Here is a 24846-nt window from a genome sequence, read left to right on the forward strand (position 1 = left end):
GGCGTGCTCGATCGTCATTCGTTGTTCTGGAGGCTGGCTGTCCTGCTGGTGGGGTTCTGCCTGCTGATGATTGGCCTGAGCTACAGCTGGGGTCGGCACATGGAAACCCAGGATGCCTTTCTCTCCGAGCCGGCTCGCCAGGTGCTGCGCGGCTACGCCGCAGAGGCCGAACAGGCCTGGCGCAGCGGCGGGCAGGTCGGCGTCGATGCATGGTTGAGCGGCATGCATGAGCGCGAGCAGGGGTGGGTGGGGGTGCTCGATGGCGACCTGCAACCACTGGGCAGCGCCAACCTGAGCAGCAGCCAGACCCAGCGCCTGACCCGCCTGCGCGGCGTCGACTGGCCCATGAGCCGGCGCAGCATCGGCCAACCCTGGTTGCGCCTGCCGTTCCCCCTGGCGTCGGAGCAGGGCATGCTGGTGATCGAGCTGCCCGAGCGCTTCAACCCCGGCCAGTATCGCTTGTTCTGGCGCGTCGTCACCAACGGCGTTATCCCCGGGCTGTTCACCTTGCTGCTGTGCGTGGGCCTTTACCGCATGCTGATCGTGCCGCTGAACCAGCTGCGCGAGCAGGCCAATGCCTGGCGCGCCGACCAGTTGGCCGCGCGCCTGGACGCGCGCACCACCCAGCGGCGCGACGAACTGGGCGAGCTGGCCCGCGCCTTCGACCAGATGGCCGAACGCCTGCAGGGCACCGTGACCTTGCAGCAGCAGTTGCTGCGCGACCTGTCCCATGAAATGCGCACCCCACTCAGCCGCCTGCGGGTGGCCTGCGATGGCGAGACCGATCTGCAACGCCTGCGCGAACGCCTGCACCGTGAGGTGGACGCCATGCAGCAACTGGTCGAGGACACCCTGCAACTGGCCTGGCAGGACGCCGAGCGGGCGCCGATGAACCTCGAACCGATCCAGCTGCAGGCGCTGTGGGACATGCTCAGCGAGAACGCCTGCTATGAAAGTGGCTGGGCTCCGGCGCGGTTGCATTGCGAGCTGCCGGCTGACTGTTGGGTGCAAGGCAATCTCAACCACTTGGCCCAGGCTCTGGAGAACGTGCTGCGTAATGCCATCCGCCATTCCCCTGCCCAGGGCCTGGTCAGGCTCAGCGGGCGGCGCCATGGCCATTACTGGCATATCGAATTGGAAGACGACGGTGGTGGCGTGGCCGAGGCCGACCTGGAGCGGATCTTCGCGCCGTTTTCGCGGCTTGATGGCTCGCGGCCGGGGGATGGCGGCTTCGGCCTGGGGTTGAGCATTGCCCGCAGTGCCATCGAGCGTCAGGGCGGACGGGTGTGGGCGGTCAATGGCGCGCAGGGGTTGCGGGTGTGCCTGCGCCTGGCGGCGACGCCAGGCAGCGTGCCGCCTGGTTCGCCAGCAAGGCTGGCGCTTACAGGCTGATCATCCATCAACTTATAGCCAGCGGTTATAGTGTCCGACGATTGCGTGATATGGCCGCGCTGGGTTTGCCGGTATGATAGGCGCCCCTGCCGTCCGGATTGCGAAAACGCCCATGACCCTGCAGTACCCAACCATTGCCGATTGCGTCGGCCACACGCCTCTGGTTCGCCTGCAGCGCATTGCCGGGGCCACCAGCAACACCCTGCTGCTCAAGCTCGAAGGCAACAACCCGGCGGGTTCGGTCAAGGACCGTCCGGCGTTGTCGATGATCACCCGCGCTGAACTGCGCGGGCAGATCAAGCCAGGCGACACGCTGATCGAAGCCACCTCGGGCAACACCGGCATCGCCCTGGCCATGGCCGCGGCGATCAAGGGCTACAAGATGATCCTGATCATGCCCGACAACTCCACCACCGAACGCAAGGCGGCGATGACCGCCTATGGCGCCGAGTTGATCCTGGTGACCAAGGAGGAGGGCATGGAGGGCGCGCGCGACCTTGCCGAGAAGCTGCAGGCCGAAGGCCGCGGGTTGGTGCTGGACCAGTTCGCCAACGGCGACAACCCGATCGCCCACTACAACAGCACCGGCCCGGAAATCTGGCAGCAGACCCAGGGCACCATCACCCATTTCGTCAGCTCCATGGGCACCACCGGTACCATCATGGGCTGCTCGCAGTACCTCAAGGAGCAGAATCCAGCGGTGCAGATCATTGGTTTGCAGCCGATGGAAGGCTCGGCCATCCCCGGCATACGCCGCTGGCCCCACGAATACCTGCCGAAGATCTTCGACGCCAGCCGTGTCGACCGGGTGGTCGACATGTCCCAGCAGGAGGCCGAGGACACCACGCGCCGCCTTGCCCGCGAAGAGGGCATTTTCTGCGGCGTGTCCTCCGGCGGTGCAGTGGCGGCGATGCTACGCCTGTCCCTGGAGGTCGAGAACGCGGTGATGGTCGCCATCATCTGCGATCGTGGCGACCGTTACCTGTCCACCGGCTTGTTCGACGCGACCTGATGTCCAGAAAGAAAAGCAACGGCGGCCTGCGCTTCCAGCCGGCCGGCGGCAACCGTACCCCACAGGTTCCCGTGGGCAAGAAACAGCGTCTGCTGATCGAGCGCGTGTCCGGCGATGGCCGGGGCATTGCCTTCGTCGAAGGGCGTACCTGGTTCGTCAGCGGCGCGCTGGACGGCGAGGACGTCGAGGCGCGCGTGCTCGCGGCGCGCGGCAAGGTGGTCGAGGCGCGCCTGGAGCGTGTGTTCCAGGCCAGCGCGCAACGGCGCGAAGCGCCCTGCCGGCATTACGTCCGCTGCGGCGGTTGCAACCTGCAACATGTCCCCCATGCCGACCAGTTGGCCCTCAAGCAGCGCCTGCTGGCCGAGCAGTTGCAGCGGGTTGCTGGGCTGCAGCCAGAAGAGTGGGCCGCGCCCCTGAGCGGGCCGGAGTTCGGCTACCGACGCCGGGCGCGGGTGGCGGTGCGCTGGGATGTCAAGGCACGCCATCTGGACGTGGGCTTTCGCGCCGAGGCCAGCCAGGACATTGTCGCCATCGACGACTGCCCGGTGCTGGTACAACCCTTGCAGTCCATTTTCCGCCACTTGCCCACCGTGCTGCGCAGCTTGAGCAAGCCACAGGCGCTGGGGCATGTAGAACTGTTCAGCGGCACGGCGCAAGCGCTGCTGGTGCGTCACGTGGCAGCGTTGCCTGCTGAAGACCTGGCGCGCCTTGCGGCATTCTGTGCCGAAGCCGGCGCCCAGCTTTGGTTGCAGGGCGAAGGTCAGCCGGCTCCGATGGACGCCGCGGCGCAGTTGGGCTTTGCCCTCGAGCCCTGGGGCCTGGAGCTGGCCTGGCGGCCTGGAGATTTCGTCCAGGTCAACGCCCAAGTCAATAGCCTGATGATCCAGCAGGCCTTGGCCTGGCTGGCGCCGCAGGCCGACGAGCGGGTGCTGGACCTGTTCTGCGGCCTGGGTAATTTCGCCTTGCCCCTGGCGCGCCAGGCGCGCGAGGTGGTGGCGGTGGAAGGCGTGCAGGCCATGGTCGAGCGCGCCGAGGCCAATGCCCGAAACAACAATGTGCATAACGCACGGTTTTTTCAGGCCGATTTATCGCAGCCTTTGGCGGACGCCGGATGGGTCGCCGAAGGTTTTTCTGCGGTACTCTTGGACCCACCGCGCGACGGCGCTTTCGAGGTGGTGCAAGGCATCGCCCGGCTGGGTGCGCAGCGGATGGTCTATGTATCGTGCAACCCGGCCACGCTGGCGCGAGACGCCCAGGTGCTGGCGGGGCAGGGGTACCGGTTAAAAAGGGCCGGGATTCTCGACATGTTTCCTCAGACGGCACATGTCGAGGCCATGGCGTTATTCGAAGCGGGCTAGCGCGGCTGGCCCCTTGGTGTCGCGTTCAAGGAACGAAGGCGGCACAGGTGATAGTCAGCGTGCCCGTGTGGCGCGCTGTATGGAAAGGTAAAGCAAAGATGGTACAGGTGAGAGTGCACCAGCCGGTCAACAACGACGGCAGTATCAATCTCGAAGCATGGCTCGATCATGTGGTGAGCGTCGATTCGCAGCTCGATCGCCCGGCGCTCAAAGAGGCCTGCGAGTTCGCCCAGGAAGTCGAGAAGAAGGGCAACCCGGCCAAGCATTCCTGGGCGGACGGGACGTCCAGTTTCCAGGCGGGGCTGGAGATCGCCGAGATCCTCGCCGACCTCAAGCTCGATCAGGACTCGCTGGTCGCCGCGGTGATCTACCGCTCGGTGCGTGAAGGCAAGGTGACCTTGGCCGAAGTCGGCCAGCGTTTCGGCCCGGTGGTGTCCAAGCTGATCGACGGCGTGTTGCGCATGGCCGCCATCAGTGCCAGTCTCAGTCCGCGCCAGTCGCTGGTGCTCGGCTCCCAGGCGCAGGTGGAGAACCTGCGCAAGATGCTGGTGGCCATGGTCGACGATGTGCGCGTGGCGCTGATCAAGCTGGCTGAACGCACCTGCGCCATTCGCGCGGTCAAGGCTGCCGATGACGAGAAACGCCTGCGGGTAGCCCGCGAGGTGTTCGACATCTATGCGCCGCTGGCCCACCGCCTGGGCATCGGCCATATCAAGTGGGAACTGGAAGACCTCTCGTTCCGCTACCTCGAGCCCGACCAGTACAAGCAGATCGCCAAGCTACTGCACGAGCGCCGGCTGGACCGCGAGCGTTTCATCAGCGACGTGATGAACCAGCTGCAGAACGAATTGCTGGCCACTGGGGTCAACGCCGATATCAGTGGCCGGGCGAAACATATCTATTCGATTTGGCGCAAGATGCAGCGCAAGGGCCTGGAGTTCAGCCAGATCTATGACGTGCGCGCAGTGCGTGTGCTGGTGCCGGAGGTGCGCGACTGCTACACCGCGCTGGGGATCGTCCACACCCTGTGGCGGCATATCCCCAAGGAGTTCGACGACTACATCGCCAACCCCAAGGAGAACGGCTACCGCTCGCTGCACACCGCGGTGATCGGCCCTGAGGGCAAGGTCCTCGAGGTGCAGATCCGCACCCATGCCATGCACGAGGAAGCCGAGCTCGGTGTCTGCGCGCATTGGCGCTACAAGGGCACCGACGTCAAGCCCAGTTCCAACCATTACGAAGAGAAGATCTCCTGGCTGCGCCAGGTGCTCGAGTGGCACGAGGAGCTGGGCGATATCGGCGGCCTGGCTGAACAGCTGCGCGTCGATATCGAGCCGGACCGGGTCTATGTATTCACCCCCGACGGCCACGCCATCGACCTGCCCAAGGGCGCCACGCCACTGGACTTCGCCTACCGGGTGCACACCGAGATCGGCCACAACTGCCGTGGCGCCAAGATCAACGGGCGCATCGTGCCGCTCAACTACAGCCTGCAGACCGGCGAGCAGGTGGAGATCATCACCAGCAAGCATGGCAGCCCGAGCCGCGACTGGTTGAACTCCAACCTGGGCTACGTCACCACCTCGCGGGCCCGGGCCAAGATCGTCCACTGGTTCAAACTGCAGGCCCGCGACCAGAACGTGGCCGCCGGCAAGACCCTGCTCGAGCGCGAGTTGAGCCGCCTGGGCCTGCCCCAGGTGGACTTCGAGCGCCTGGCCGAGAAGGCCAATGTCAAGACCGCCGAGGACATGTTCGCCGCCCTCGGCGCTGGCGACCTGCGCCTGGCGCACATGGTCAATGCCGCGCAGCAGCTGCTCGAGCCCGAGCGCCTGGAACCGGTCGAGTTGATTCCGCGCCAGGCCCGTGGCATCCGTGCGGGCAAGCGTAGCGATATCCAGATCCAGGGCGTCGGCAACCTGCTCACGCAGATGGCCGGCTGCTGCCAGCCGTTGCCGGGTGATGCCATCGTCGGCTACATCACCCAGGGCCGCGGGGTGAGTATCCACCGCCAGGACTGTGCCTCGGTACTGCAACTGGCGGGCAAGGAGCCGGAGCGGATGATCCAGGTCAGCTGGGGGCCGATCCCGGTGCAGACCTATCCGGTGGACATCGTCATCCGCGCCTACGACCGCCCGGGGCTGCTGCGCGACGTGTCGCAGGTGCTGCTCAACGAGAAGATCAACGTACTGGCGGTCAACACCCGCTCGAACAAGGAAGACAACACCGCGCTGATGTCGCTGACCATCGAGATTCCCGGCCTGGACGCGCTTGGGCGCCTGCTCGGCAGGATTTCGCAGTTGCCCAACATCATCGAGACGCGGCGTAACCGTACCCCGTGATACTGCCATTGGCGGGCAAGTCGCACCGCCGATGCGACTTGCCCCGCGCTGAGCCCGGTAAGGACAACCCATGACCTATACCCTCGAAGACCTGCTGCACCTGATGGCCCGCCTGCGCGACCCGCAGTACGGTTGCCCCTGGGATCTCAAGCAGGACTACGCCAGCATCGTCCCGCACACGATCGAAGAGGCCTACGAAGTGGCCGACACCATCGAGCGCGGTGACTTCGAGCACCTGCAGGGCGAGCTGGGCGACCTGTTGTTCCAGGTGGTCTACTACAGCCAGCTGGCACGGGAAGAAGGGCGCTTCGAGTTCGACGGCGTGGTCGATGCGATCACCCGCAAGCTTATCCGCCGCCACCCCCATGTATTCCCCACTGGCGAGCTCTATGCGCCGCTGGACACCCCCATGTTGAACGAGGCCCAGGTCAAGTCGCGCTGGGAAGAGATCAAGGCCGAGGAACGCGCCGAGAAGAGCGAGCCTGAACAGCTCTCGCTGCTCGACGATGTGCCGGCGGCCTTGCCTGCGCTGTCACGGGCGGCCAAGCTGCAGAAGCGCGCTGCCACGGTCGGTTTCGACTGGCCCGAGGCCCTGCCGGTACTGGACAAGGTGCGCGAGGAACTCGACGAAGTGCTGCAGGCCATGGCCGATGGCGACAGCGATGCGTTGGAGGATGAGCTGGGCGACCTGTTGTTCGCCACCGTCAACCTGGCCCGTCACCTCAAGCACGACCCGGAAAACGCCCTGCGCCGCGCCAACCGCAAGTTCGAGCGGCGCTTCCGATTCATCGAACAGGCATTGCGCGAGCAGGGCCTGAACATCCAAGATCGTACCCTCGACGAGCTGGACGCCCTGTGGGGCGAGGCCAAGCGTCAGGAAAAGAACCTGCCCAGCTGCGGCTGAGCTGATGCATAAGTGAGTGAACACGATGAGCCTTTCCCTTCGCGACCAATTGCTCAAAGCCGGTCTGGTCAACCAGAAACAGGTTTCTCAGGCCAACAAGGCCGAGAAAAAACAGAAACGCCTGGAACATAAAGGCCAGGTCGAGGTGGACGACAGCCAGCAGCGCCTGGCCAAGCAAGCCCAGGCCGAGAAGGCCAAGAAAGACCAGGAGCTGAACCGCCAGGTCCAGGAGAAGGCCGAGCAGAAGGCCCGCGCCGCGCAGGTCAAGCAATTGATCGAGGCGACCCGCCTGCCCAAGCTGAACACCGAGGACTATTACAACTTCGTCGACGACAAGAAGGTCAAGCGCATCGCCGTCAACGCCCTGATGCGCAGCAAGCTGAGCAACGGCGCGCTGGCGATCGTCGCCCACGGCGGCGGCTACGAAGTGATCCCGCGCGAGGCGGCGGTGAAGATCCAGGAGCGCGACCCGAATCGTATCCTGCTGCTCAACACCCATGTCGAGGAAGCGGACGAGGACGACCCGTACGCCGCCTACAAGATCCCTGACGATCTGATGTGGTAAGCATGAAAAACCCCGCCTAGGCGGGGTTTTCTTATTGAAGACTGGGTCATTGCGACGCGCGCTGATTCTCGAGGTATTCCAGTTCCATGCGGTATTTCTGAGCCAGGTGTTCTTCGTGGAACATACCGACCAGCTGGCCCTGCTGGCGCACCTCCCAGATCCGCAAGCCAGAGGCTTGGCTTTCGTGGGACATTTTCGATTCGTCGCGTTCGGTTACTTGGACTGTCATCGTTAAACTCCACTTCTTCGGTTGGCTGCGGCACTCTGTCGCAGGACTCCTTTATAGAATTTGTTAGCAGGCTAAGTAAATAAAACAGCGATGAAACAAGTTTCATGTAGGAGCGGTGTGCAGCAAAAAAGAAACCCCGCACTAGGCGGGGCTCCGGGCATTGCTGGCAGCGGTATCAGTTGCCCTTGACCGCCTTGCCGTCCACCGTGCCATCTTGCAGCACGATCACGTATTCCTTGCCGTCGGTCTCGACCTGGCGCAATTGCACCAGCAGGTAGTCCCAGTCCTTGGCGAACCACAGTTCGGTGATACGCTTGCTCTGGCTCGGGTCGCGCACGCGCTCGACCTTGATCGCCTCGACCTGACCGGTCTTGGTGGCGACTTTCTCGGCACCCAGCACGCGGAAGTCGTAGGTGTCGATCTCGTCACCGTCGACCACCTGATAGGTCATGCTCTTCTTGCCAGCGGCCACATCATGCTGCAGCGCCAGCTGGTACGACGACTTGTCCAGCACGCCACGGTTGAGCGGCAGGCTGACGGCATCGCCACGGTCGCTGCCGGTGACTTTCTTGCCGGTCCAGTCGAACGTCAGGTCGACCTTCTTGGCCTTGCCCAGGCCGCCACGCTCGAAGTGGTACTTCTGCGGCAGCAGGGTGTCGTTGTCCATGCGCAGGGTGCTTTGCTCGGTGAGGCTGGCGATCATCATGGACGCCTTGAAATTCAGGCTCCAGGTACCGTTGGCGTTCTTTTCCAGGCTGCGCTCGGCAGTGCCGCTCATGGGCAGCTGTTTCCAGTCGGCGGTGTAGCTGGCCGCGAAAGGCTTCAGATCAGCTGCCTGGAGCGGCAGGGCAAGCACGGCGAGAGCCAAGAGCAGGGCACGACGCATAAATTCTCCTAGGATCGAATCAAGTGACCGCTGGCCGCCAGCGGCTGGCCATCCAGTAATGCACCCTGTTCGCCCAGACGCAAGCGTCCTTCGGCAAACCAGCGCACCGCCAGCGGGTAGATCTGGTGTTCCTGCCGGTGCACCCGCTGGGCGAGTGACTCCGGGGTGTCATCCATTGCAACCGGGACCACAGCCTGTACGACCAGAGGCCCGCCATCGAGTTCCTCGGTGACGAAATGCACGCTGCAGCCATGTTCCGCATCACCGGCGTCCAGCGCGCGTTGGTGCGTGTGCAGGCCTTTGTACTTGGGCAGTAGTGACGGGTGGATATTCAGCAGGCGGCCCTGGTAGTGGCGCACGAAGCCGCCACTGAGGATGCGCATGAAGCCGGCCAGTACCACCAGGTCAGGCTCGAAGCCGTCGATCAGCGCCATCAGCGCCGCGTCGAAGGCTTCGCGACCGTCGAAACCCTGGTGCTCCAGCAGCGCGGTGTCGACACCGGCTGCCTTGGCACGTTCCAGGCCGTAGGCATCGGCGCGGTTGGAAATCACCGCGCGAATGCGTACCGGGCTGTCACTGGCGCTGGTGTTGTCGATCAGCGCTTGCAGGTTGCTGCCGGAGCCCGACAGCAATACCACTACGTTGCAGGTCTTGCTCGGCATCAGTGTGCCTTGAGGTTCTGCAGCTCGACCTGGGCGGCGCCTTCGGCGGCTTCGGCGATGTGGCCGATGACCCAAGGCTGCTCACCGGCGGCGCGCAGTTCGTTCAGGGCGGCTTCGACCTGATCCTGGGCGACACAGATGACCATGCCGACGCCGCAGTTCAGTACGCGGTGCATCTCGTGTTCGTCGACGTTGCCTTTTTCCTGCAGGAAGTCGAACACCACCGGGCGCTGCCAGCTGGCTACGTCGACCACGGCCTGGGCGCCTTTTGGCAGCACGCGCGGAATGTTGTCCAGCAGGCCGCCGCCAGTGATGTGGGCCATGGCCTTGACCGCGCCGGTCTGCTTGATCAGTTGCAGCAGGGGCTTGACGTAGATGCGGGTCGGCGCCATCAGCAGGTCGGCCAGTGGCTTGCCGTCGAGTTGGGTGTTGTCGATGTCGGTGCCGGACACTTCGAGGATCTTGCGGATCAGCGAGTAGCCGTTGGAGTGTGGGCCGGAGGACGGCAGGGCGATCAGCGCGTCGCCGGTGACCACTTTCGAGCCGTCGATGATCTCGGCCTTTTCCACCACGCCGACGCAGAAGCCGGCCAGGTCGTAGTCTTCGCCTTCGTACATGCCCGGCATTTCGGCGGTTTCACCACCGACCAGCGAGCAGCCGGCCAGCTCGCAACCAGCGCCAATGCCGGTGACCACTGTGGCGGCCACGTCGACGTTGAGCTTGCCGGTGGCGTAGTAGTCGAGGAAGAACAGCGGCTCGGCACCGCACACCACCAGGTCGTTGACGCACATGGCGACCAGGTCCTGGCCGATGCTGTCGTGCTTGTTCAGGTTCAGCGCCAGGCGCAGCTTGGTGCCGACGCCGTCGGTGCCGGAGACCAGCACCGGCTGCTTGTAGCCGGCCGGGATCTCGCAGAGGGCGCCGAAGCCGCCCAGGCCACCCATGACTTCAGGGCGTGCGGTGCGCTTGGCGACGCCCTTGATGCGTTCGACCAGTGCTTCGCCGGCGTCGATGTCTACACCGGCGTCTTTGTAGCTCAGGGAGGGTTGCTTGCTCATTGATCCAGGCCTTTAAGAGGGAGGGATTCTAGAAAACGACCATGACGGCCAAGGCCGACGGGAACGCGTGCGGCTGCCTGTACGTCACTGGTCTGCGAAGGCGCGCGATTTTATCAGGGTTGCCCCCAAGCGGCCATCCTCAGGCCGACGGGCAGGCGGCAAATGTCGCTAAAAAAACGCTTTCAGCGCCTGTGGCTGGTTGCCGCGCCAGTGCCTGTATAAGGTATAGGCATGGCGACGCAGGCAAATGGCCGCACTGGCGGAGTATTTGTTCGCTCCGCGCGGTCACAGCCGACAGGTTCGGGCGCGTCGCCCCATGGTTATCTGGACAGGAATCCTCAATGCGTCTTTTCAATTACCTCGCGGGTGCCTGTTTGCTAGCGGCCGCCAGCGCGGCTCAGGCCGAAACAGTCTCTGGCCTGTACCAGGTGCGCGAGCCCCTAGACGGGCAGGGCGGCGAGGCCCGCTCCCAGGCTACCGCCAAGGCCCTGGACACCCTGGTGCTGCGCCTGACGGGCGATCCCAGGGCACCGCAGGGCGCGGCACTGGCCAACCTGCGCAAGGATCCGCAGCAGATCATCAACCAGGTCGGCACCGAGGCCGGGCCACCCGAGGCGGTGCTGGTCGAGTTCGATCCAGGCAGCACCGAGCGGGTGTTGCGCCAGGCGGGCCTGGCCCTGTGGGGCAGCAATCGGCCGTCGATTCTCGGCTGGTGGTTGAACGACAGCGTCGAGGGCAGCAGCCTGGTCGGCGACGGTCAGGCCGCCGCCGAGCCATTGCGCCGCGCCGCCCAGCACCGTGGCCTGCCGCTGCGCTTGCCGCTGGCCGACCTGCAGGAACAACTGGTAGGCAACCCGCAGCATATCGATGGCAGCGATCCGGCCCCCCTGCGCGAGGCGTCCGAGCGCTATGGCGCCGATGCGCTGCTGGCCGTGCATGCGCGTGAGGTGGACGGCAAGTGGCAGGGCAAGTGGCAGTTGTGGCTGGGCGACCAGCGCGAGCAGGGCAGTGCCGAAGGGGCCGACCAGGCGGCATTGGCCGATGCGCTGCTGCTGGCGGTGAGCAATCGCCTGGCGCCCCGCTATGTGACGCGGCCAGGGGCCAGCAGCGATGTGCAGGTGCAGGTTCAGGGCATGAGCCTGCAGCGCTACGCCGAGCTGAGCCGTGTGCTCGAGCCTTACGGCGCGCGCCTGCAAATGGCCGATGGTGCTACCTTGACCTACGGCGTCACGGCGAACCGTGAGCAACTGCGCGCCCAACTGAGCCTGGCCAAGCTCCAGGAGTTGCCGACCGAGCCGGTACCCGCCACGCCAGCCGCGCAGGGCGAACCCGGCACGCCGCCACCTATCGCGCCAAAGCCGTTCGACGGCCTGCGTTTTCGCTGGTAAGGAGTGCCACGAATGACTGACATGCGTCGCTGGATCTGGCTCGGCGCGGCACTGGTGATTGCCGTGCTGCTGTATTTTCTGCACAACATCCTCTCGCCATTCCTGGTCGGCATCCTGCTGGCTTACTTGGCCGACCCGCTGGTCGACCGCCTGGAGCGCCTCGGGCTGTCGCGCACCTGGGGCGTGGTGGTGGTATTCAGCCTGTTTACCCTGATTTTCCTGGCGCTGCTGCTGGTGTTGGTGCCGATGCTGGCCAAGCAACTGGTGCGCTTGTACGAGTTGGCGCCGCAGATGCTCGACTGGTTGCAGCACGTGGCATTGCCCTGGGTGCAAAGCCGCCTGGGCCTGGCCGATGGTTTCTGGAAGTTCGACAAGATCAAGTCGGCCATCACCGAGCACATGGGCCAGACCACCGACATCGTTGGCGTGCTGCTGTCCCAGGCCACCGCCTCGAGCCTGGCGCTGATCGGCTGGTTGGCCAACCTGGTGCTGATCCCGGTGGTGGGCTTCTACCTGCTGCGCGACTGGGACCTGATGATGGCCAAGCTGCGCAGCCTGCTGCCGCGCCAGCGTGAACCGCAGGTGGTGGGGCTGGCCGGAGAGTGCCATGAAGTGCTGGGCGCCTTCGTGCGTGGGCAGTTGTTGGTGATGCTGGCATTGGGCGTCATCTATTCCAGCGGGTTGATGCTGCTGGGGCTGGAGCTGGGCCTGTTGATCGGCATGCTGGCGGGGCTGGCGGCGATCGTGCCGTACATGGGCTTCATCATCGGCATTGGCGCGGCGCTGATCGCCGGCTTGTTCCAGTTTGGCGGCGACCTGTACCCGATGCTGGGCATCGTCGCGGTGTTCCTGGTCGGCCAGGCCCTCGAAGGCATGGTGCTGACGCCGTTGCTGGTGGGTGATCGCATCGGCCTGCACCCGGTGGCGGTGATCTTCGCGATCCTCGCCGGTGGCGAGTTGTTCGGCTTTACCGGCGTGCTGCTGGCGTTGCCGGTGGCGGCGGTGATCATGGTGCTGCTGCGGCATGTGCATGACCTGTACAAGGAGTCGGACATGTATGCCGGGGAGATCGACCCGGATCTATGACCGATCGAGACAAGCCCGCTGTCACGGTTGTTGGAGCGGGCTTGTCGAAATAGCGCAACTGCTTGATTTTACTTGTGCTATTTCCCTCGCCGATTGTGCCGCCCGCGTTGCGGGTATAGACTTTGCAACACTGTTCACCAAAGGCCCCCTGTGGTCCCCGCGACCGCCAGCCAGCATGAAACCGATCCAGTTGCCCCTGGGTGTGCGTCTGCGCGACGATGCCACCTTCATCAACTACTATCCGGGCGCCAATGCCGCGGCATTGGGCTACGTCGAGCGGCTATGCGAAGCCGACGCCGGCTGGACCGAGAGCCTCATCTACCTGTGGGGCAAGCAGGGTGTTGGCCGTACCCACCTGCTGCAAGCCGCCACCCACCGTTTCCAGCAACTTGGCGAGCCCGCCGTCTACCTGCCCCTGGCGCAATTGCTCGAGCGCGGTGTCGAGCTGCTCGACCACTTGGAGCAATACGAGCTGGTGTGCATCGATGACCTGCACGTGATTGCCGGCAAGGCGGACTGGGAAGAGGCGATGTTCCACCTGTTCAACCGCCTGCGCGACAGTGGTCGGCGCTTGTTGCTGGCGGCCTCCAGCTCGCCACGCGAATTGCCGATCAAGCTGGCCGACCTCAAGTCGCGGCTGACCCTGGCGCTGATCTTCCAGATGCGCGGCATGTCCGACGAAGACAAGCTGCGAGCCTTGCAACTGCGGGCCTCGCGCCGCGGCCTGCACCTGACCGACGAAGTCGGCCACTTCATCCTCACCCGTGGTACCCGTAGCATGAGCGCGCTGTTCGACCTGCTCGAGCGTCTCGACCAGGCCTCGCTGCAAGCTCAGCGCAAGTTGACTATTCCGTTTCTCAAGGAAACCCTCGGCTGGTAGTGGCCTGAAAGCACGGGGCCAGAGCCTCGAAACGGAAAAGTCACATCTTTTTCGATAAAATTTGCAAATGGCTCCGATAGAAGGCATAGTTTCCCCCTTCTAAAGGACTACAGACACGGTCGTGCCCATGCTGAAGCGCTTCGCACCCCTCGTGCCACTTGCACTTGCCACTCTTCTTTTCGGCTGCGCCTCCACCGGCCCGGTCGCAACCTCGCAGGATCGTCCGCTGGCCACCGAACAATCGGTCAAGGCCAAGGCGTCGGCTTCTTCCGTATTCACAGAGGAAGAACTGGCCAACGAAGATGATCTCGAGGCCTTCTCCAGCAACAGCAAGCCTTACCAGCTGCCGGTACTGGCCGACAGCATCCTCGAGCGTGGCATGTCACTGATCGGTACCCGCTATCGCTTTGGCGGTACCTCGGAGAAGTCCGGTTTCGATTGCAGCGGTTTCATCGGCTACCTGTTCCGCGAAGAAGCCGGAATGAACCTGCCACGCTCGACCCGCGAGATGATCAACGTCGACGCGCCTAAAGTCGCGCGCAACAAGCTCAAGCCGGGCGACCTGTTGTTCTTCAGCACCAACGGTCGGGGCCGGGTCAGCCATGCCGGTATCTACCTGGGTGACAACCAGTTCATCCACTCCAGCAGCCGCCGCAGCGGTGGCGTGCGCATCGACAGCCTGGGCGATCGCTACTGGAGCAAGACCTTCATCGAGGCCAAACGCGCGCTCGCCATGGCGCCGACCACGATCTCGCGCAATTGATTTGATATCAAAATGCTGTACCCTGCCACGGCGGCGTAGCTGAAAAAGCTCGCCGCCGTGCGCATTTACAGAAAGCGTCTAATCTAATTTCTCAACTCTTTTGGCTTCGGCTGTGGCCGGACGGTCTTCGACAGGACGTTACCATCATGGCGATGTTGGCGCGCTTCGCACTCCTTTCTCTCGCGGCACTGCTCGCTGCCTGTTCGAGCCGTGTTCCGGCGCCGGCTCCAGCGGCCAAACCGCCTGTGTCGTTCAGCCAGCAACCGGCTTCTTCGCCGGCAGCTGACGATGTGCTGTTTCGCGCCATCGGCCTGGTGGGCACGCCCTACCGCTGGGGTGGCAATACCCCGGACTCCGGCTTCGATTGCAGCGGCTTGATCGGCTATGTCTACCGGGACGCCGCCGGTATCAGCCTGCCGCGTACCACCCGCGACATGATCGTGATGCGCGCGCCGAACGTGGATATCAATGCCCTGCAGTCGGGCGACCTGGTGTTCTTCGCCACCGGTGGCGGCTCGCAGGTCAGCCATGCCGGTATCTATGTGGGCGAGGGGCGCTTCGTGCATGCGCCGTCCAGCGGCGGGACCGTGCGTCTGGATTACCTGTCGAGCAACTACTGGTCTCGCGCTTATCTGCAAGCCAAGCGCGTCCTGCCCCCGGGCCATCTGGCGCAAAACCCCTAAACAGATGGCGGTGCCCCCTGATCTGGGCTGACCGCACTATCCTTCTACCGCGCTTACGCGCGTTGCGCCGATCAGGATGTCTGTCCGATAAAGACATTCCTGGAGCGCTTCATGAGCACCATCAAGGAACGCGTCGAGCGCAGTCTCGACGCGCTCGACGCAGGGCGGCCGCTGGCAGCCCTGGTGGATGAGATCATCCGTGAATACCCAGACCCCTACGTATTGGCCAATCGCGAGGCCGCGCGGCTGTTGGTGAAGCACACCGGCAAGGCGATGGACCCTCGTTTCGTTTGGTGGCATCAGTTCGACAGTGGCAGTAGCAGCCCGCGCACATTCAATGGTTGGAAACACTCAGGGGTACCGGCCAAGTCGATGCAGCTGATCGAGTTGCTCATCGAGCGTTTCGATGCGCAGTTCCAGGATGCGCCGGACCAACTGGACCAGGTTGGTGGCTTTTATAGGCAAGGCGCGCGGGTTGGTCGGTTCGATGAGCGCAATGAAGTTCGCTTGTTGGCTCGCGAGGTGCAGAAGGACCTGTGGGCACTGGATTTCGCCGAGGTCTACCGGGTGGCGATCCAGCGTTTCTGGTCCAGCCATGGGCAGAATTTTCGCATCGTGGCCAAGGTCAATCTGCTCGGCAAGGCCGCTGCAGCCTTGAGCCGCGATTTGATCAGCCAGCTCGATTGGCAGCGCCTGCAAGCGGTGGCGGCGGATGGCTTGACGACAGGGGTGCTGCCGACCCTGGCGCTGTTGCAGCAAGACGCGACCCGCCCGCCATTGACCGTCAGCCGCTATGCCTTTGGCGAAGCCGACCGGGGTAGCCTGTACCGGCTGACAGCGGCGGATGGGCGCGTCGTGTTGTACATGCCTTGGTCGTCGGAGGCCGTGCGTGGGTTCGATTCCGAATTGGCCATGGCGCGCTGGCTGCGTGAGCATCTGCAATCCGCCGAGGCGCTGCAAGCATTTGTCGAAGGGGCGCATGTCAATCCGCGAGATGACGCCGGCAGACAGCTGATCAAGGTACACCTGCAAGGTATTGCCGCCAGTCGCTCCGATGCGATGGCTGTGGTCGCGCTCACGCTGTTCAGGCGTGAGTCGAGCAAGCCGTTGTTCGACGTGCTTGTCGACCAAGTGTCGATCGAGATGCACCAGGCCGCCCAGCTCATGCAAAGCAATGCCGACCTGCGCAAGGCGATGTGGCGCGGTTACCTGTCGGCGTTTCTCAAGGTGTTCGGTGGCTTCGCGCCCTTGGGTTGGCCCATGAGCCTCACACTGTTGGGGGCTGGCCTTGGCAAGGTGGGCCTGGATGTGGATGCCGCGGCCACTGCAGTGGACGCGCAGGCCCGTCAGGGGGCGCTGCGTGAAGCCATGCTCGACAGCCTGTATACGGCCTTGAACATGATCGATATCAGCTTCACCTCCAGTTTCGCCTCGTTGACTTACGACGCGCCGCCCCACGAGTTCAAGGCATCGCTCGGACGTTGGCAGGAGGTGCGCAGTGCCACCCTGCCGGTGGAGGGGCAGGAGACCAATACGCTGGTGGCCGGCGAGCTGATGCAAACTGGCCGCTTGCGAGGCGTGCGGGTAGCGAATGACGGCAGTTGCTGGATCACCCTCAACGGCTTGGTCTATCGGGTGCGCTACAGCCCTGACTTGTCCTGTTGGCTGATTGTGCCGTCGGACAATCCCTTTGCATTCGCCGCCTTGCATCCTGTGCGCCTGAACGACCAGGGCGAGTGGGTGCTGTTGGAGCCGCCGCGCCTGCTGGGGGGTGCCCCCCCTGCACCTGCGCAGCTGTCCAGCCTGCGTTCGGAACTTTGGGATACCTACAGCCGGACCGGCCAGTGGGCGAGCGCCAAGCTGTCGACCAAGGCCATCGTGCGGCAGAAGGATGTGCTGATTGGCGCGGGTGTTGTCGAGCTTGCGGCCGGAAAGGGCTTTGACCTGGATACCCATGGTTTGCCTTGCCTGCTGGTCGAGGGCAAGCCGATGTATTCCTACCGCAAGGGGCGGCAGTTCTTCAACGCCTTGATCGAGGACTACACCCACAAGGCGTCGAACGTCAACGATGTGTTCCGCTATGGCACCTACGTGCACCCGGACATGGACGACTACATCGGGCGTCTCGCCGACACCTTGGCGGCGTTGCCCGAGAACAACGCCGTCACCTTGTATCGCGGTGGTAACGCTAGCCGCGGCACGGGAGGCGAAGGCTATCGCAGCGGCCGTCTACAAGTGGGCGACATACTGGTCAACACCGACCTGAGCTCCTTCACCGAGAATCCCTACAAGGCTTGCGAATTTGCCTCCACCGGCAGCGGAGAGGAAGAGGATGGCGCACTGCGTAGCTATGATGACAGCTCGGTGATTTTCGAGTTGCCGGCGCAGCGTTACCAAGGGGGGAGGCCGATCAGCCCGTTCTCGATCTACCCGATGGAGGCTGAAACCCTGTTCCTGCCGGGGCACTACTTGCGCATCGAGGGGTTGCAGCAGGTCTACGGGGAGGGCTATCGGTTCATCCATGTGCAGCTTGCCCGGGTGGGCGAGCCCGGCACGGCGGCCGTGTATGACCTGCGTACCGGTCAGCCTTTCGATCGAGAGGTTTACCGAGCGCGCTTCAGGAACCCGGCGGTGGCGGACCGGTTCTTTCCCGCCGACGGTGGCCGGCGCTGAGAGGGGGCGGCCTTGATCAGGCCTGCTTGAGCAGCAATGCCACCCCAGGGAAGTACTGCCCCAGTTCGTTATGCAGCTTGCGGTAGGCATAGGGGAAGTACCAGGCGATCGCGCAGGCGGTGTGTTTTTGCAGGTCGTCGACCAGGTCCTGCAGTTCTTCGGGGCTGGCGTGCTGCCCGGCCTTCCACGGGGTGACGAACAACGCCCCGGCCTTGAACTGGCTGGCGTAGGCGATCGCCTTGGCCTGGCTGGCGCTTTCCTGCAAGGCCGCTGCCAGGTCGAGGCGGGCGATGCGTGGCCAGCGCTGGCTGGCGTGCAGGTGGATCGAGTCCTCGGCATTGCCGATGAACAGGTCGCCGCGCGCCTCGCGCTCGCCTTCGTCGCGTTGTTTCTTGCTGGTGTATTGCTCCAGCGCCACCAGCTCGGCCTGCCAGGCCGCCGCCGCGAGCATCCCGGTGTTGGCGGCGGCGCCGTGCCAATACGGGGCCTCGTTATCGCCTTGGAACTGGTTGAAGCGGTTGATACAGTCGACCCAGCGTTCCAGGGCCGGGCGCAGGAACTCCAGGCGGGGGTTGTTGATGATCAGGCCTTGCATGCTGCGCGCTCCTTGTCATTGTGGTCGCGGTCGGTTGCGGTGATGGCTATGTGATATCACTGCTTTGAGTGTGGCACAAGCTGGCGGATCGGCCATTGATCCAGGCCAGATCGGTCCATGCTCGATTGACGCTCCTGATGCAACCCTCTAACCTTCGCGGCGTGTTTCAGGTGCCCTGCGAGCCGTGGCTCGGCAGGGTGAAACTGGGAAGCCGGTGAGCGCCAGTCAAGGTGCGAGTCCGGCGCTGCCCCCGCAACGGTAGGTGAGTCAACGCTGCGCAAGGCCACTGGGTGTATCGCCCGGGAAGGCGCGCAGCCCGGGCCAGGCCCGCTCACAAGCCCGGAGACCGGCCTGCAACTGCCAACGGCATCACGGAGGGTGATGCGCCAGCGATGTGGCCTGCGCCACGGCCCCTGCGCGTTCTCCGTCTGCCCGCCCTTTTTCTGTCGCTGCCCCTGCGACAGCCCGCGGAGACCCCTGATGAGCGAATCCACCGAACGCGACGAACGTCACCTGGCGCGCATGCAGCGCAAGAAGGCGATCATCGACGAGCGCATCGCCAATTCCCCCAACGAATGCGGTCTGTTGCTGGTGCTGACCGGCAACGGCAAGGGCAAGAGCAGCTCAGCTTTCGGCATGCTGGCCCGCGCCTTGGGCCACGGCATGCAGTGCGGCGTGGTGCAGTTCATCAAGGGTCGCAACAGCACAGGCGAAGAGCTGTTCTTCCGCCGCTTCCCCGAGCAGGTGCGCTATCACGTGATGGGTGAGGGCTTCACCTGGGAGACCCAGGACCGCCAGCGCGACATCGCCGCCGCCGAGGCCGCGTGGGCGGTATCGCGCCAGTTGCTGCAGGATCCGTCGATCCAGTTCGTGGTGCTCGATGAGCTGAACATCGCCCTCAAGCATGGCTACCTCGACCTCGACCAGGTGCTCTCGGACATCCAGGCCCGCCCACCGATGCAGCATGTGATCGTCACCGGCCGTGCGGCCAAGCCAGAAATGATCGAACTGGCCGACACCGTCACCGAGATGGGCATGCTCAAGCACGCCTTCCAGGCCGGTATCCGCGCACAGAAGGGCGTCGAGCTGTGAGTGACTCGCGCCAATGTCCCGCCGTGCTGATCGCGGCCCCGGCCTCGGGCCAGGGCAAGACCACGGTCACCGCCGCCCTGGCCCGCCTGCACCGCAACCTCGGGCGCAAGGTGCGGGTGTTCAAGTGCGGGCCTGACTTTCTCGACCCGATGATCCTCGAGCGTGCCAGTGGCGCGCCGGTCTACCAGCTGGACCTGTGGATGATCGGTGCCGAGGAGAGTCGTCGCCTGCTGTGGGAAGCGGCGGGCGAGGCCGACCTGATCCTGATCGAAGGCGTGATGGGGCTGTTCGACGGCACGCCGTCGAGCGCCGACCTGGCCCGTCATTTCGGCGTGCCGGTGCTGGCGGTGATCGATGGCACGGCCATGGCCCAGACCTTCGGCGCCCTGGCCCTGGGCCTGGCGCGTTACCAGCCCGACCTGCCGTTCGCCGGGGTGCTGGCCAACCGGGTTGGCAGCCTGCGCCACGCGCAGTTGCTCGAAGGCAGCCTCACCGAAGGCCTGCGCTGGTACGGCGGGTTGTCCCGCGAGCGTGGCATCGAGCTGCCCAGCCGCCACCTGGGCCTGGTCCAGGCCAGTGAACTCAATGACCTGGATGCGCGCCTGGATGCCGCCGCCGAAGCGCTGGGTGCCAGCTGCGATGCAGCATTGCCGCCACCGGTCGGTTTTGCCCGACCTGAGCCACTGGGCGTGACCACACCGCTTGCCGGGGTGCGCATCGGGGTGGCCCATGACGAAGCCTTCGCCTTCACCTATGGCGCCAACCTGGATCTGCTGCGCAGCCTCGGCGCGCAGCTCGAATTCTTCTCGCCGTTGCATGATCGGGAGTTGCCTGATGTAGACAGCCTGTACCTGCCAGGCGGCTACCCGGAGCTGCACCATCAGGCCCTGGCCGCCAACGCACCGATGCTGGAGGCGATCCGTGGCCACCACGCCGAGGGCAAGCCGCTGCTGGCCGAATGTGGCGGCATGCTCTACCTGCTCGACGCCCTGACCGATGTGGCCGGTGTGCGTGCGCCGCTGGCAGGCCTGCTGCCGGGCGAGGCGACCATGCAGAAGCGCCTGGCGGCCCTGGCCCTGCAGGCCGTCGAGTTGCCCGAAGGCATCCTGCGCGGCCACACCTATCACCATTCACTGACCAGCACCGAGCTGGAACCGATTGCCCGGGGCCTGAGCCCCAACGGCGGACGCGGCAACGAGGCGGTCTATCGCCTGGGGCGGCTGACCGCTTCCTACGTGCACTTCTATTTTCCGTCCAACCCCGACGCGGCGGCGGCGCTGTTGCGACCATGAGCGAACACGCGTACAGCGCCGTTGAGCGCGCGGCCATCTACCGGGCCATCGGCGAGCGCCGCGACATGCGCCATTTCGCCGGCGGCGAGGTGGCCCCCGAGTTGCTCGGGCGTCTGCTGGCCGCCGCTCACCAGGCCCCCAGCGTGGGCCTGATGCAGCCCTGGCGCTTCATTCGTATCAGCCAGCGCGGTTTGCGCGAACGTATCCAGGCGTTGGTGGAGCAGGAGCGGGTGCGCACCGCCGAAGCCCTGGGCGAGCGCTCCGATGAGTTCATGAAGCTCAAGGTCGAAGGCATCAACGACTGTGCCGAGGTGCTGGTCGCCGCGCTGATGGACAAGCGCGAGGCGCATGTCTTCGGCCGCCGCACCCTGCCGGAGATGGACCTGGCTTCGCTGGCCTGCGCCATCCAGAACCTGTGGCTGGCGGCGCGGGCCGAAGGGCTGGGCATGGGCTGGGTGTCGCTGTTCGAGCCGCAGGCCCTGGCCGAGCTGCTGGGCATGCCCGTAGGTGCCAAGCCCATGGCGGTGCTGTGCCTGGGGCCGGTGACCGAATTCTATCCGGCGCCGATGCTGGTGCTCGAAGACTGGGCCGAGCAACGGCCGTTGAGTGACATGCTCTACGAGAACCAGTGGGGAGAGCGGTCATGAGTGTGGCTTTGCTGACCGTGGCCGGCGTGGCCCTGGATGCACTGCTGGGTGAGCCGAGGCGGCGCCATCCCCTGGTCGGTTTCGGCAACCTCGCCGTGCGCCTGGAGCAGCGCTTCAACGCCGGTGGCCGGGGCTGGCGCAGCCACGGTGTCACGGCCTGGTTCCTGGCTGTCGTGCCGCTGACCTTGCTGGCGCTGATTCTTTCCTGGCTACCTGTTATTGGCTGGCTGGTGGACGTGCTGGCGCTGTACTGCGCCCTGGGCCTGCGCAGCCTGGGCGAGCATGTGCTGCCGGTGGCCCAGGCGCTGCGCCAGGGCGACCTGGAGCAGGCGCGGCGGCGCGTCGGTTACCTGGTCAGCCGCGAGACTCGCGAACTGGACGAACCCGCCGTGGCCCGGGCGGCCACTGAGTCGGTGCTGGAGAACGGCAGCGATGCGGTATTCGCCGCGCTGTTCTGGTTCGTCGTGGCCGGGGCGCCGGGGGTGGTGCTGTACCGCCTGAGCAATACCCTGGATGCCATGTGGGGCTATCGCAACGAACGTTTCGAGCGCTTCGGCTGGTGCGCGGCACGCATCGACGATGGGCTGAACTATATTCCCGCCAGGCTGGTAGCGCTGACCTATGCGCTGCTGGGCAAGACCCGCCTGGCCCTGGCCTGTTGGCGCAAGCAGGCGCCGCTGTGGGACAGCCCCAACGCCGGCCCGGTGATGGCGGCGGGGGCCGGTGCCCTGGGGGTGGAGCTGGGTGGCCCGGCGGTGTATCACGGCGAGCTGCACGAACGCCCGCGCCTGGGCGAGGGGCCGATGGCCGACGCTGATGCCATCGAGCGTGGCTGGAGCCTGGTGCAGCGTGGCGTGTGGCTGTGGGTGCTATTGATCTGCGTGGGAGCCTACCTGAATGCTTGAGCACGGTGGCCGCCTGCTGCGGGCGGTGAAACAGTACGCGATCCCTCGGCACCAGTGGCTCGACCTGTCCAGTGGTATCGCACCCTGGCCCTACCCGATACCGCCGATTCCCGTGGACGCCTGGGCTCGTCTGCCCGAGACCGAGGACGGCCTGGAGGCGGCTGCACGGCGCTACTATGGCGCGCAGCCGCTGCTGGCGGTGGCCGGCTCGCAGGCGGCGATCCAGGCCTTGCCGTACCTGCGCCCGACCGCTCGGGTCGGGGTACTGACGCCATGCTATGCCGAACATCCGCATGCCTGGGCGCGGGCGGGGCATGCGCTGGTCGAGCTGGATGAGGCCCAGGTCGAGGACGCACTCGACATCCTGGATGTCCTGGTGCTGGTCAATCCCAACAACCCCACCGGCCGCCGTGTGCCCCGCGAACGCCTGCTGGCCTGGCATGCGCGTCTGGCTGCGCGGGGTGGCTGGTTGCTGGTGGACGAAGCCTTCATGGACAACACACCGGCATACAGCGTGGTCGATCAGGCCGGACAACCCGGGCTGATCGTGCTGCGCTCGTTCGGCAAGTTCTTCGGCTTGGCCGGCGTGCGGCTGGGCTTCGTCGTCGCCGAGGCGGATGTGTTGTGGCAACTGGCCGAGGCGCTCGGGCCCTGGACCGTCAGTGGACCGACCCGCGTGCTGGGGCAGGCGTGCTTCGCCGAGGAGGCGACGCACCTGGCGCAGATTGCCCGTTGCGCCCAGGCCAGCCAGCGCCTGGCCACGACGCTCGAAGGCGCAGGCCTGCCACCCAGCGGTGGCTGCGACCTGTTCCAGTACGTGCGTGACGAACGTGCCGCGCATCTGCATGACTATCTCGCTCGCCGGGGCATCCTGGTGCGGCTGTTCGAGCGGCCGTCGGCGCTGCGTTTCGGCCTGCCCGCCACGGCGGCGGACGAACAACGCCTGGCCCAGGCCCTGGCGGACTACCACAAGGAATCGGCATGACCACCCTCATGGTGCAAGGCACCACCTCCGATGCCGGCAAGAGCACGCTGGTCACCGCCCTGTGCCGCTGGTTGCTGCGCCAGGGCATCGCCGTGGTGCCGTTCAAGCCACAGAACATGGCGCTCAACAGCGCCGTGACCGCCGATGGCGGCGAGATCGGTCGCGCCCAGGCGGTGCAGGCCCAGGCCTGCCGGCTGGCGCCACACACCGACATGAACCCGGTGCTGCTCAAGCCCAACAGCGACACCGGCGCCCAGGTGATCGTCCATGGCCGGGCGGTGACCAGCATGAACGCCGTGGCCTATCACGACTACAAGACCATCGCCATGCAGGCGGTGTTGGCCTCCCACGAGCGCCTGAGCGAAGCCTATCCGGTGGTGATGGTCGAAGGTGCTGGTTCCCCGGCGGAGATCAACCTACGGGCTGGTGATATCGCCAACATGGGCTTCGCCGAGGCCGTCGACTGTCCGGTGATCCTGGTGGCCGATATCAACCGGGGCGGCGTGTTCGCCCATCTGGTCGGCACTCTGGAGTTGCTGTCGGCGAGCGAGCAGGCGCGGGTCAAGGGCTTCGTCATCAACCGTTTCCGTGGCGACATCGCCCTGCTGCAGCCTGGCCTGGACTGGCTGGAGCAGCGCACTGGCAAGCCGGTGCTGGGCGTGCTGCCCTACGTCACCGACCTGCACCTGGAGGCCGAGGATGGTATCGATACGCGCCAGGGCGAAAAAAGTGAGCGCCTGCTGAAGGTGATCGTCCCGGTGTTGCCGCGCATCAGCAACCACACCGACTTCGATCCGCTGCGCCTGCACCCTCAGGTGGACCTGCAGTTCATCGGCCCGGGCCAGCCGATTCCGCCTGCCGACCTGATCATCCTGCCCGGCTCCAAGAGCGTGCGCGGCGACCTGGCGCAACTGCGCGAGCGCGGCTGGGACACGGCCATCGCCCGGCACCTGCGTTATGGCGGCAAGCTCATCGGTATCTGCGGCGGCCTGCAGATGCTTGGCGAGCAGGTGCATGATCCACTGGGCCTGGAGGGGCCGGCTGGCTCCAGTGATGGCCTGGGCCTGCTGGCGTACAGCACCGTGCTGGAATCCGAGAAGCAGTTGCGTAACGTGGCGGGCACGCTCGATCTCGAGCAGGCCCCGGTGGCGGGGTATGAAATCCATGCCGGCGTCACCAGCGGGCTGGCGCTGGAGCGCCCCGCAGTGCAACTGGCCGATGGCCGTGCCGATGGCGCCATCAGCGCCGACGGGCAGATCCTCGCCACCTACCTGCATGGCCTGTTCGAGGGTAGCCAGTCGTGCGCCGCGCTGCTGCGCTGGGCCGGGCTGGCCGATGCGCAGACCATCGACTACGAGGCCCTGCGCGAGCGCGATATCGAGCGCCTGGCCGACCTGGTCGAGCAGCACCTGGACACCGCGCGCCTGTGCGAACTGTGTGGAGTCGCCTGAA

The 24846-nt window shown here is 65.2% G+C and carries 23 protein-coding genes and 1 riboswitch; of the genes, 18 read left to right on the plus strand and 5 right to left on the minus strand.

The window, feature by feature from the left end:
- Nucleotides 1-3: 3 nt before the first annotated feature.
- From E3U47_RS12995 to E3U47_RS13020, 6 genes are all read left to right on the plus strand, one after another.
- Complete coding sequence (locus E3U47_RS12995) at nucleotides 4-1392, plus strand: sensor histidine kinase (RefSeq protein WP_134691838.1); 1389 nt, start codon at nucleotides 4-6, stop codon at nucleotides 1390-1392.
- A gap of 112 nt (nucleotides 1393-1504) precedes the next feature.
- A complete protein-coding gene (cysM, locus tag E3U47_RS13000; RefSeq protein ID WP_167659477.1) occupies nucleotides 1505-2404 on the plus strand; it encodes a cysteine synthase CysM in 900 nt (299 codons plus the stop codon).
- The gene (rlmD, locus tag E3U47_RS13005; protein ID WP_134691840.1) at nucleotides 2404-3762 is read left to right on the plus strand and encodes a 23S rRNA (uracil(1939)-C(5))-methyltransferase RlmD; all 1359 of its coding nucleotides are present in this window, start codon (nucleotides 2404-2406) and stop codon (nucleotides 3760-3762) included. Before cysM ends, rlmD begins: the two co-directional genes overlap by 1 nt.
- 98 nt (nucleotides 3763-3860) lie before the next feature.
- A complete protein-coding gene (gene relA, locus E3U47_RS13010) occupies nucleotides 3861-6101 on the plus strand; it encodes a GTP diphosphokinase (protein ID WP_134691841.1) in 2241 nt (746 codons plus the stop codon).
- Between the two features lie 70 nt (nucleotides 6102-6171).
- The gene (mazG, locus tag E3U47_RS13015) at nucleotides 6172-7005 is read left to right on the plus strand and encodes a nucleoside triphosphate pyrophosphohydrolase (protein WP_134691842.1); all 834 of its coding nucleotides are present in this window, start codon (nucleotides 6172-6174) and stop codon (nucleotides 7003-7005) included.
- A gap of 25 nt (nucleotides 7006-7030) precedes the next feature.
- Nucleotides 7031-7570: a DUF2058 domain-containing protein gene (locus E3U47_RS13020; protein WP_134691843.1), complete on the plus strand. Its 540-nt coding sequence runs from the start codon at nucleotides 7031-7033 to the stop codon at nucleotides 7568-7570.
- A gap of 46 nt (nucleotides 7571-7616) precedes the next feature.
- Here the strand turns inward: E3U47_RS13020 and E3U47_RS13025 are convergent, their stop codons facing one another.
- The 4 genes from E3U47_RS13025 to purM form a co-directional block, all read right to left on the minus strand.
- A complete protein-coding gene (locus tag E3U47_RS13025; protein WP_134691844.1) occupies nucleotides 7617-7799 on the minus strand; it encodes a hypothetical protein in 183 nt (60 codons plus the stop codon).
- Nucleotides 7800-7974: 175 nt separating this feature from the next.
- The gene (locus E3U47_RS13030) at nucleotides 7975-8685 is read right to left on the minus strand and encodes a DUF3108 domain-containing protein (RefSeq protein ID WP_134691845.1); all 711 of its coding nucleotides are present in this window, start codon (nucleotides 8683-8685) and stop codon (nucleotides 7975-7977) included.
- Nucleotides 8686-8693: 8 nt separating this feature from the next.
- Entirely contained in the window at nucleotides 8694-9347 is a 654-nt protein-coding gene (gene purN, locus E3U47_RS13035) for a phosphoribosylglycinamide formyltransferase (protein ID WP_134691846.1), read from the minus strand.
- Entirely contained in the window at nucleotides 9347-10405 is a 1059-nt protein-coding gene (purM, locus tag E3U47_RS13040) for a phosphoribosylformylglycinamidine cyclo-ligase (protein WP_134691847.1), read from the minus strand. Before purM ends, purN begins: the two co-directional genes overlap by 1 nt.
- Nucleotides 10406-10746: 341 nt before the next feature.
- Between purM and E3U47_RS13045 the strand changes: the two genes are divergently transcribed.
- The 6 genes from E3U47_RS13045 (at nucleotide 10747) to E3U47_RS13070 (ending at nucleotide 17878) form a co-directional block, all read left to right on the plus strand.
- On the plus strand, nucleotides 10747-11793 hold the full coding sequence (locus E3U47_RS13045; RefSeq protein ID WP_134691848.1) for a DUF2066 domain-containing protein: 1047 nt from the start codon (nucleotides 10747-10749) through the stop codon (nucleotides 11791-11793).
- A 12-nt stretch (nucleotides 11794-11805) separates the two neighbouring features.
- Entirely contained in the window at nucleotides 11806-12879 is a 1074-nt protein-coding gene (locus E3U47_RS13050; protein ID WP_134691849.1) for an AI-2E family transporter, read from the plus strand.
- Nucleotides 12880-13054: 175 nt separating this feature from the next.
- Nucleotides 13055-13759, plus strand: a complete 705-nt coding sequence (gene hda, locus E3U47_RS13055) for a DnaA regulatory inactivator Hda (RefSeq protein WP_031314897.1) — start codon at nucleotides 13055-13057, stop codon at nucleotides 13757-13759.
- Between the two features lie 127 nt (nucleotides 13760-13886).
- On the plus strand, nucleotides 13887-14522 hold the full coding sequence (locus tag E3U47_RS13060) for a C40 family peptidase (RefSeq protein WP_134691850.1): 636 nt from the start codon (nucleotides 13887-13889) through the stop codon (nucleotides 14520-14522).
- Nucleotides 14523-14668: 146 nt separating this feature from the next.
- Nucleotides 14669-15205, plus strand: a complete 537-nt coding sequence (locus tag E3U47_RS13065; protein WP_134691851.1) for a C40 family peptidase — start codon at nucleotides 14669-14671, stop codon at nucleotides 15203-15205.
- A gap of 111 nt (nucleotides 15206-15316) precedes the next feature.
- Nucleotides 15317-17878: a dermonecrotic toxin domain-containing protein gene (locus E3U47_RS13070; protein ID WP_134691852.1), complete on the plus strand. Its 2562-nt coding sequence runs from the start codon at nucleotides 15317-15319 to the stop codon at nucleotides 17876-17878.
- A 16-nt stretch (nucleotides 17879-17894) separates the two neighbouring features.
- Here E3U47_RS13070 and E3U47_RS13075 read toward each other — a convergent pair whose 3' ends face one another.
- Entirely contained in the window at nucleotides 17895-18473 is a 579-nt protein-coding gene (locus E3U47_RS13075) for a hypothetical protein (RefSeq protein ID WP_134691853.1), read from the minus strand.
- Nucleotides 18474-18624: 151 nt separating this feature from the next.
- Nucleotides 18625-18843: riboswitch (cobalamin riboswitch) on the plus strand.
- A gap of 110 nt (nucleotides 18844-18953) precedes the next feature.
- On the opposite strand from E3U47_RS13075, the gene cobO reads away from it, so the two are divergent.
- The 6 genes from cobO to E3U47_RS13105 are packed head-to-tail and all read left to right on the plus strand — an operon-like array spanning nucleotide 18954 to nucleotide 24845.
- Nucleotides 18954-19565 carry a cob(I)yrinic acid a,c-diamide adenosyltransferase gene (gene cobO, locus E3U47_RS13080; protein WP_134691854.1) on the plus strand — a complete coding sequence of 204 codons (612 nt, stop codon included), beginning with the start codon at nucleotides 18954-18956 and terminating at the stop codon, nucleotides 19563-19565.
- Nucleotides 19562-20857: a cobyrinate a,c-diamide synthase gene (locus E3U47_RS13085; RefSeq protein ID WP_134691855.1), complete on the plus strand. Its 1296-nt coding sequence runs from the start codon at nucleotides 19562-19564 to the stop codon at nucleotides 20855-20857. The genes cobO and E3U47_RS13085 overlap by 4 nt, the downstream gene beginning before the upstream one ends.
- Entirely contained in the window at nucleotides 20854-21504 is a 651-nt protein-coding gene (gene bluB, locus E3U47_RS13090; protein WP_134691856.1) for a 5,6-dimethylbenzimidazole synthase, read from the plus strand. Before E3U47_RS13085 ends, bluB begins: the two co-directional genes overlap by 4 nt.
- Entirely contained in the window at nucleotides 21501-22409 is a 909-nt protein-coding gene (cbiB, locus tag E3U47_RS13095) for an adenosylcobinamide-phosphate synthase CbiB (protein ID WP_134691857.1), read from the plus strand. The genes bluB and cbiB overlap by 4 nt, the downstream gene beginning before the upstream one ends.
- The gene (gene cobD / locus E3U47_RS13100) at nucleotides 22402-23394 is read left to right on the plus strand and encodes a threonine-phosphate decarboxylase CobD (RefSeq protein ID WP_134691858.1); all 993 of its coding nucleotides are present in this window, start codon (nucleotides 22402-22404) and stop codon (nucleotides 23392-23394) included. Before cbiB ends, cobD begins: the two co-directional genes overlap by 8 nt.
- On the plus strand, nucleotides 23391-24845 hold the full coding sequence (locus E3U47_RS13105) for a cobyric acid synthase (RefSeq protein WP_134691859.1): 1455 nt from the start codon (nucleotides 23391-23393) through the stop codon (nucleotides 24843-24845). Before cobD ends, E3U47_RS13105 begins: the two co-directional genes overlap by 4 nt.
- Nucleotide 24846 lies beyond the last annotated feature (1 nt).

It is taken from the genome of Pseudomonas sp. RIT623 (genome assembly GCF_004519305.1).
Taxonomy (GTDB): domain Bacteria; phylum Pseudomonadota; class Gammaproteobacteria; order Pseudomonadales; family Pseudomonadaceae; genus Aquipseudomonas.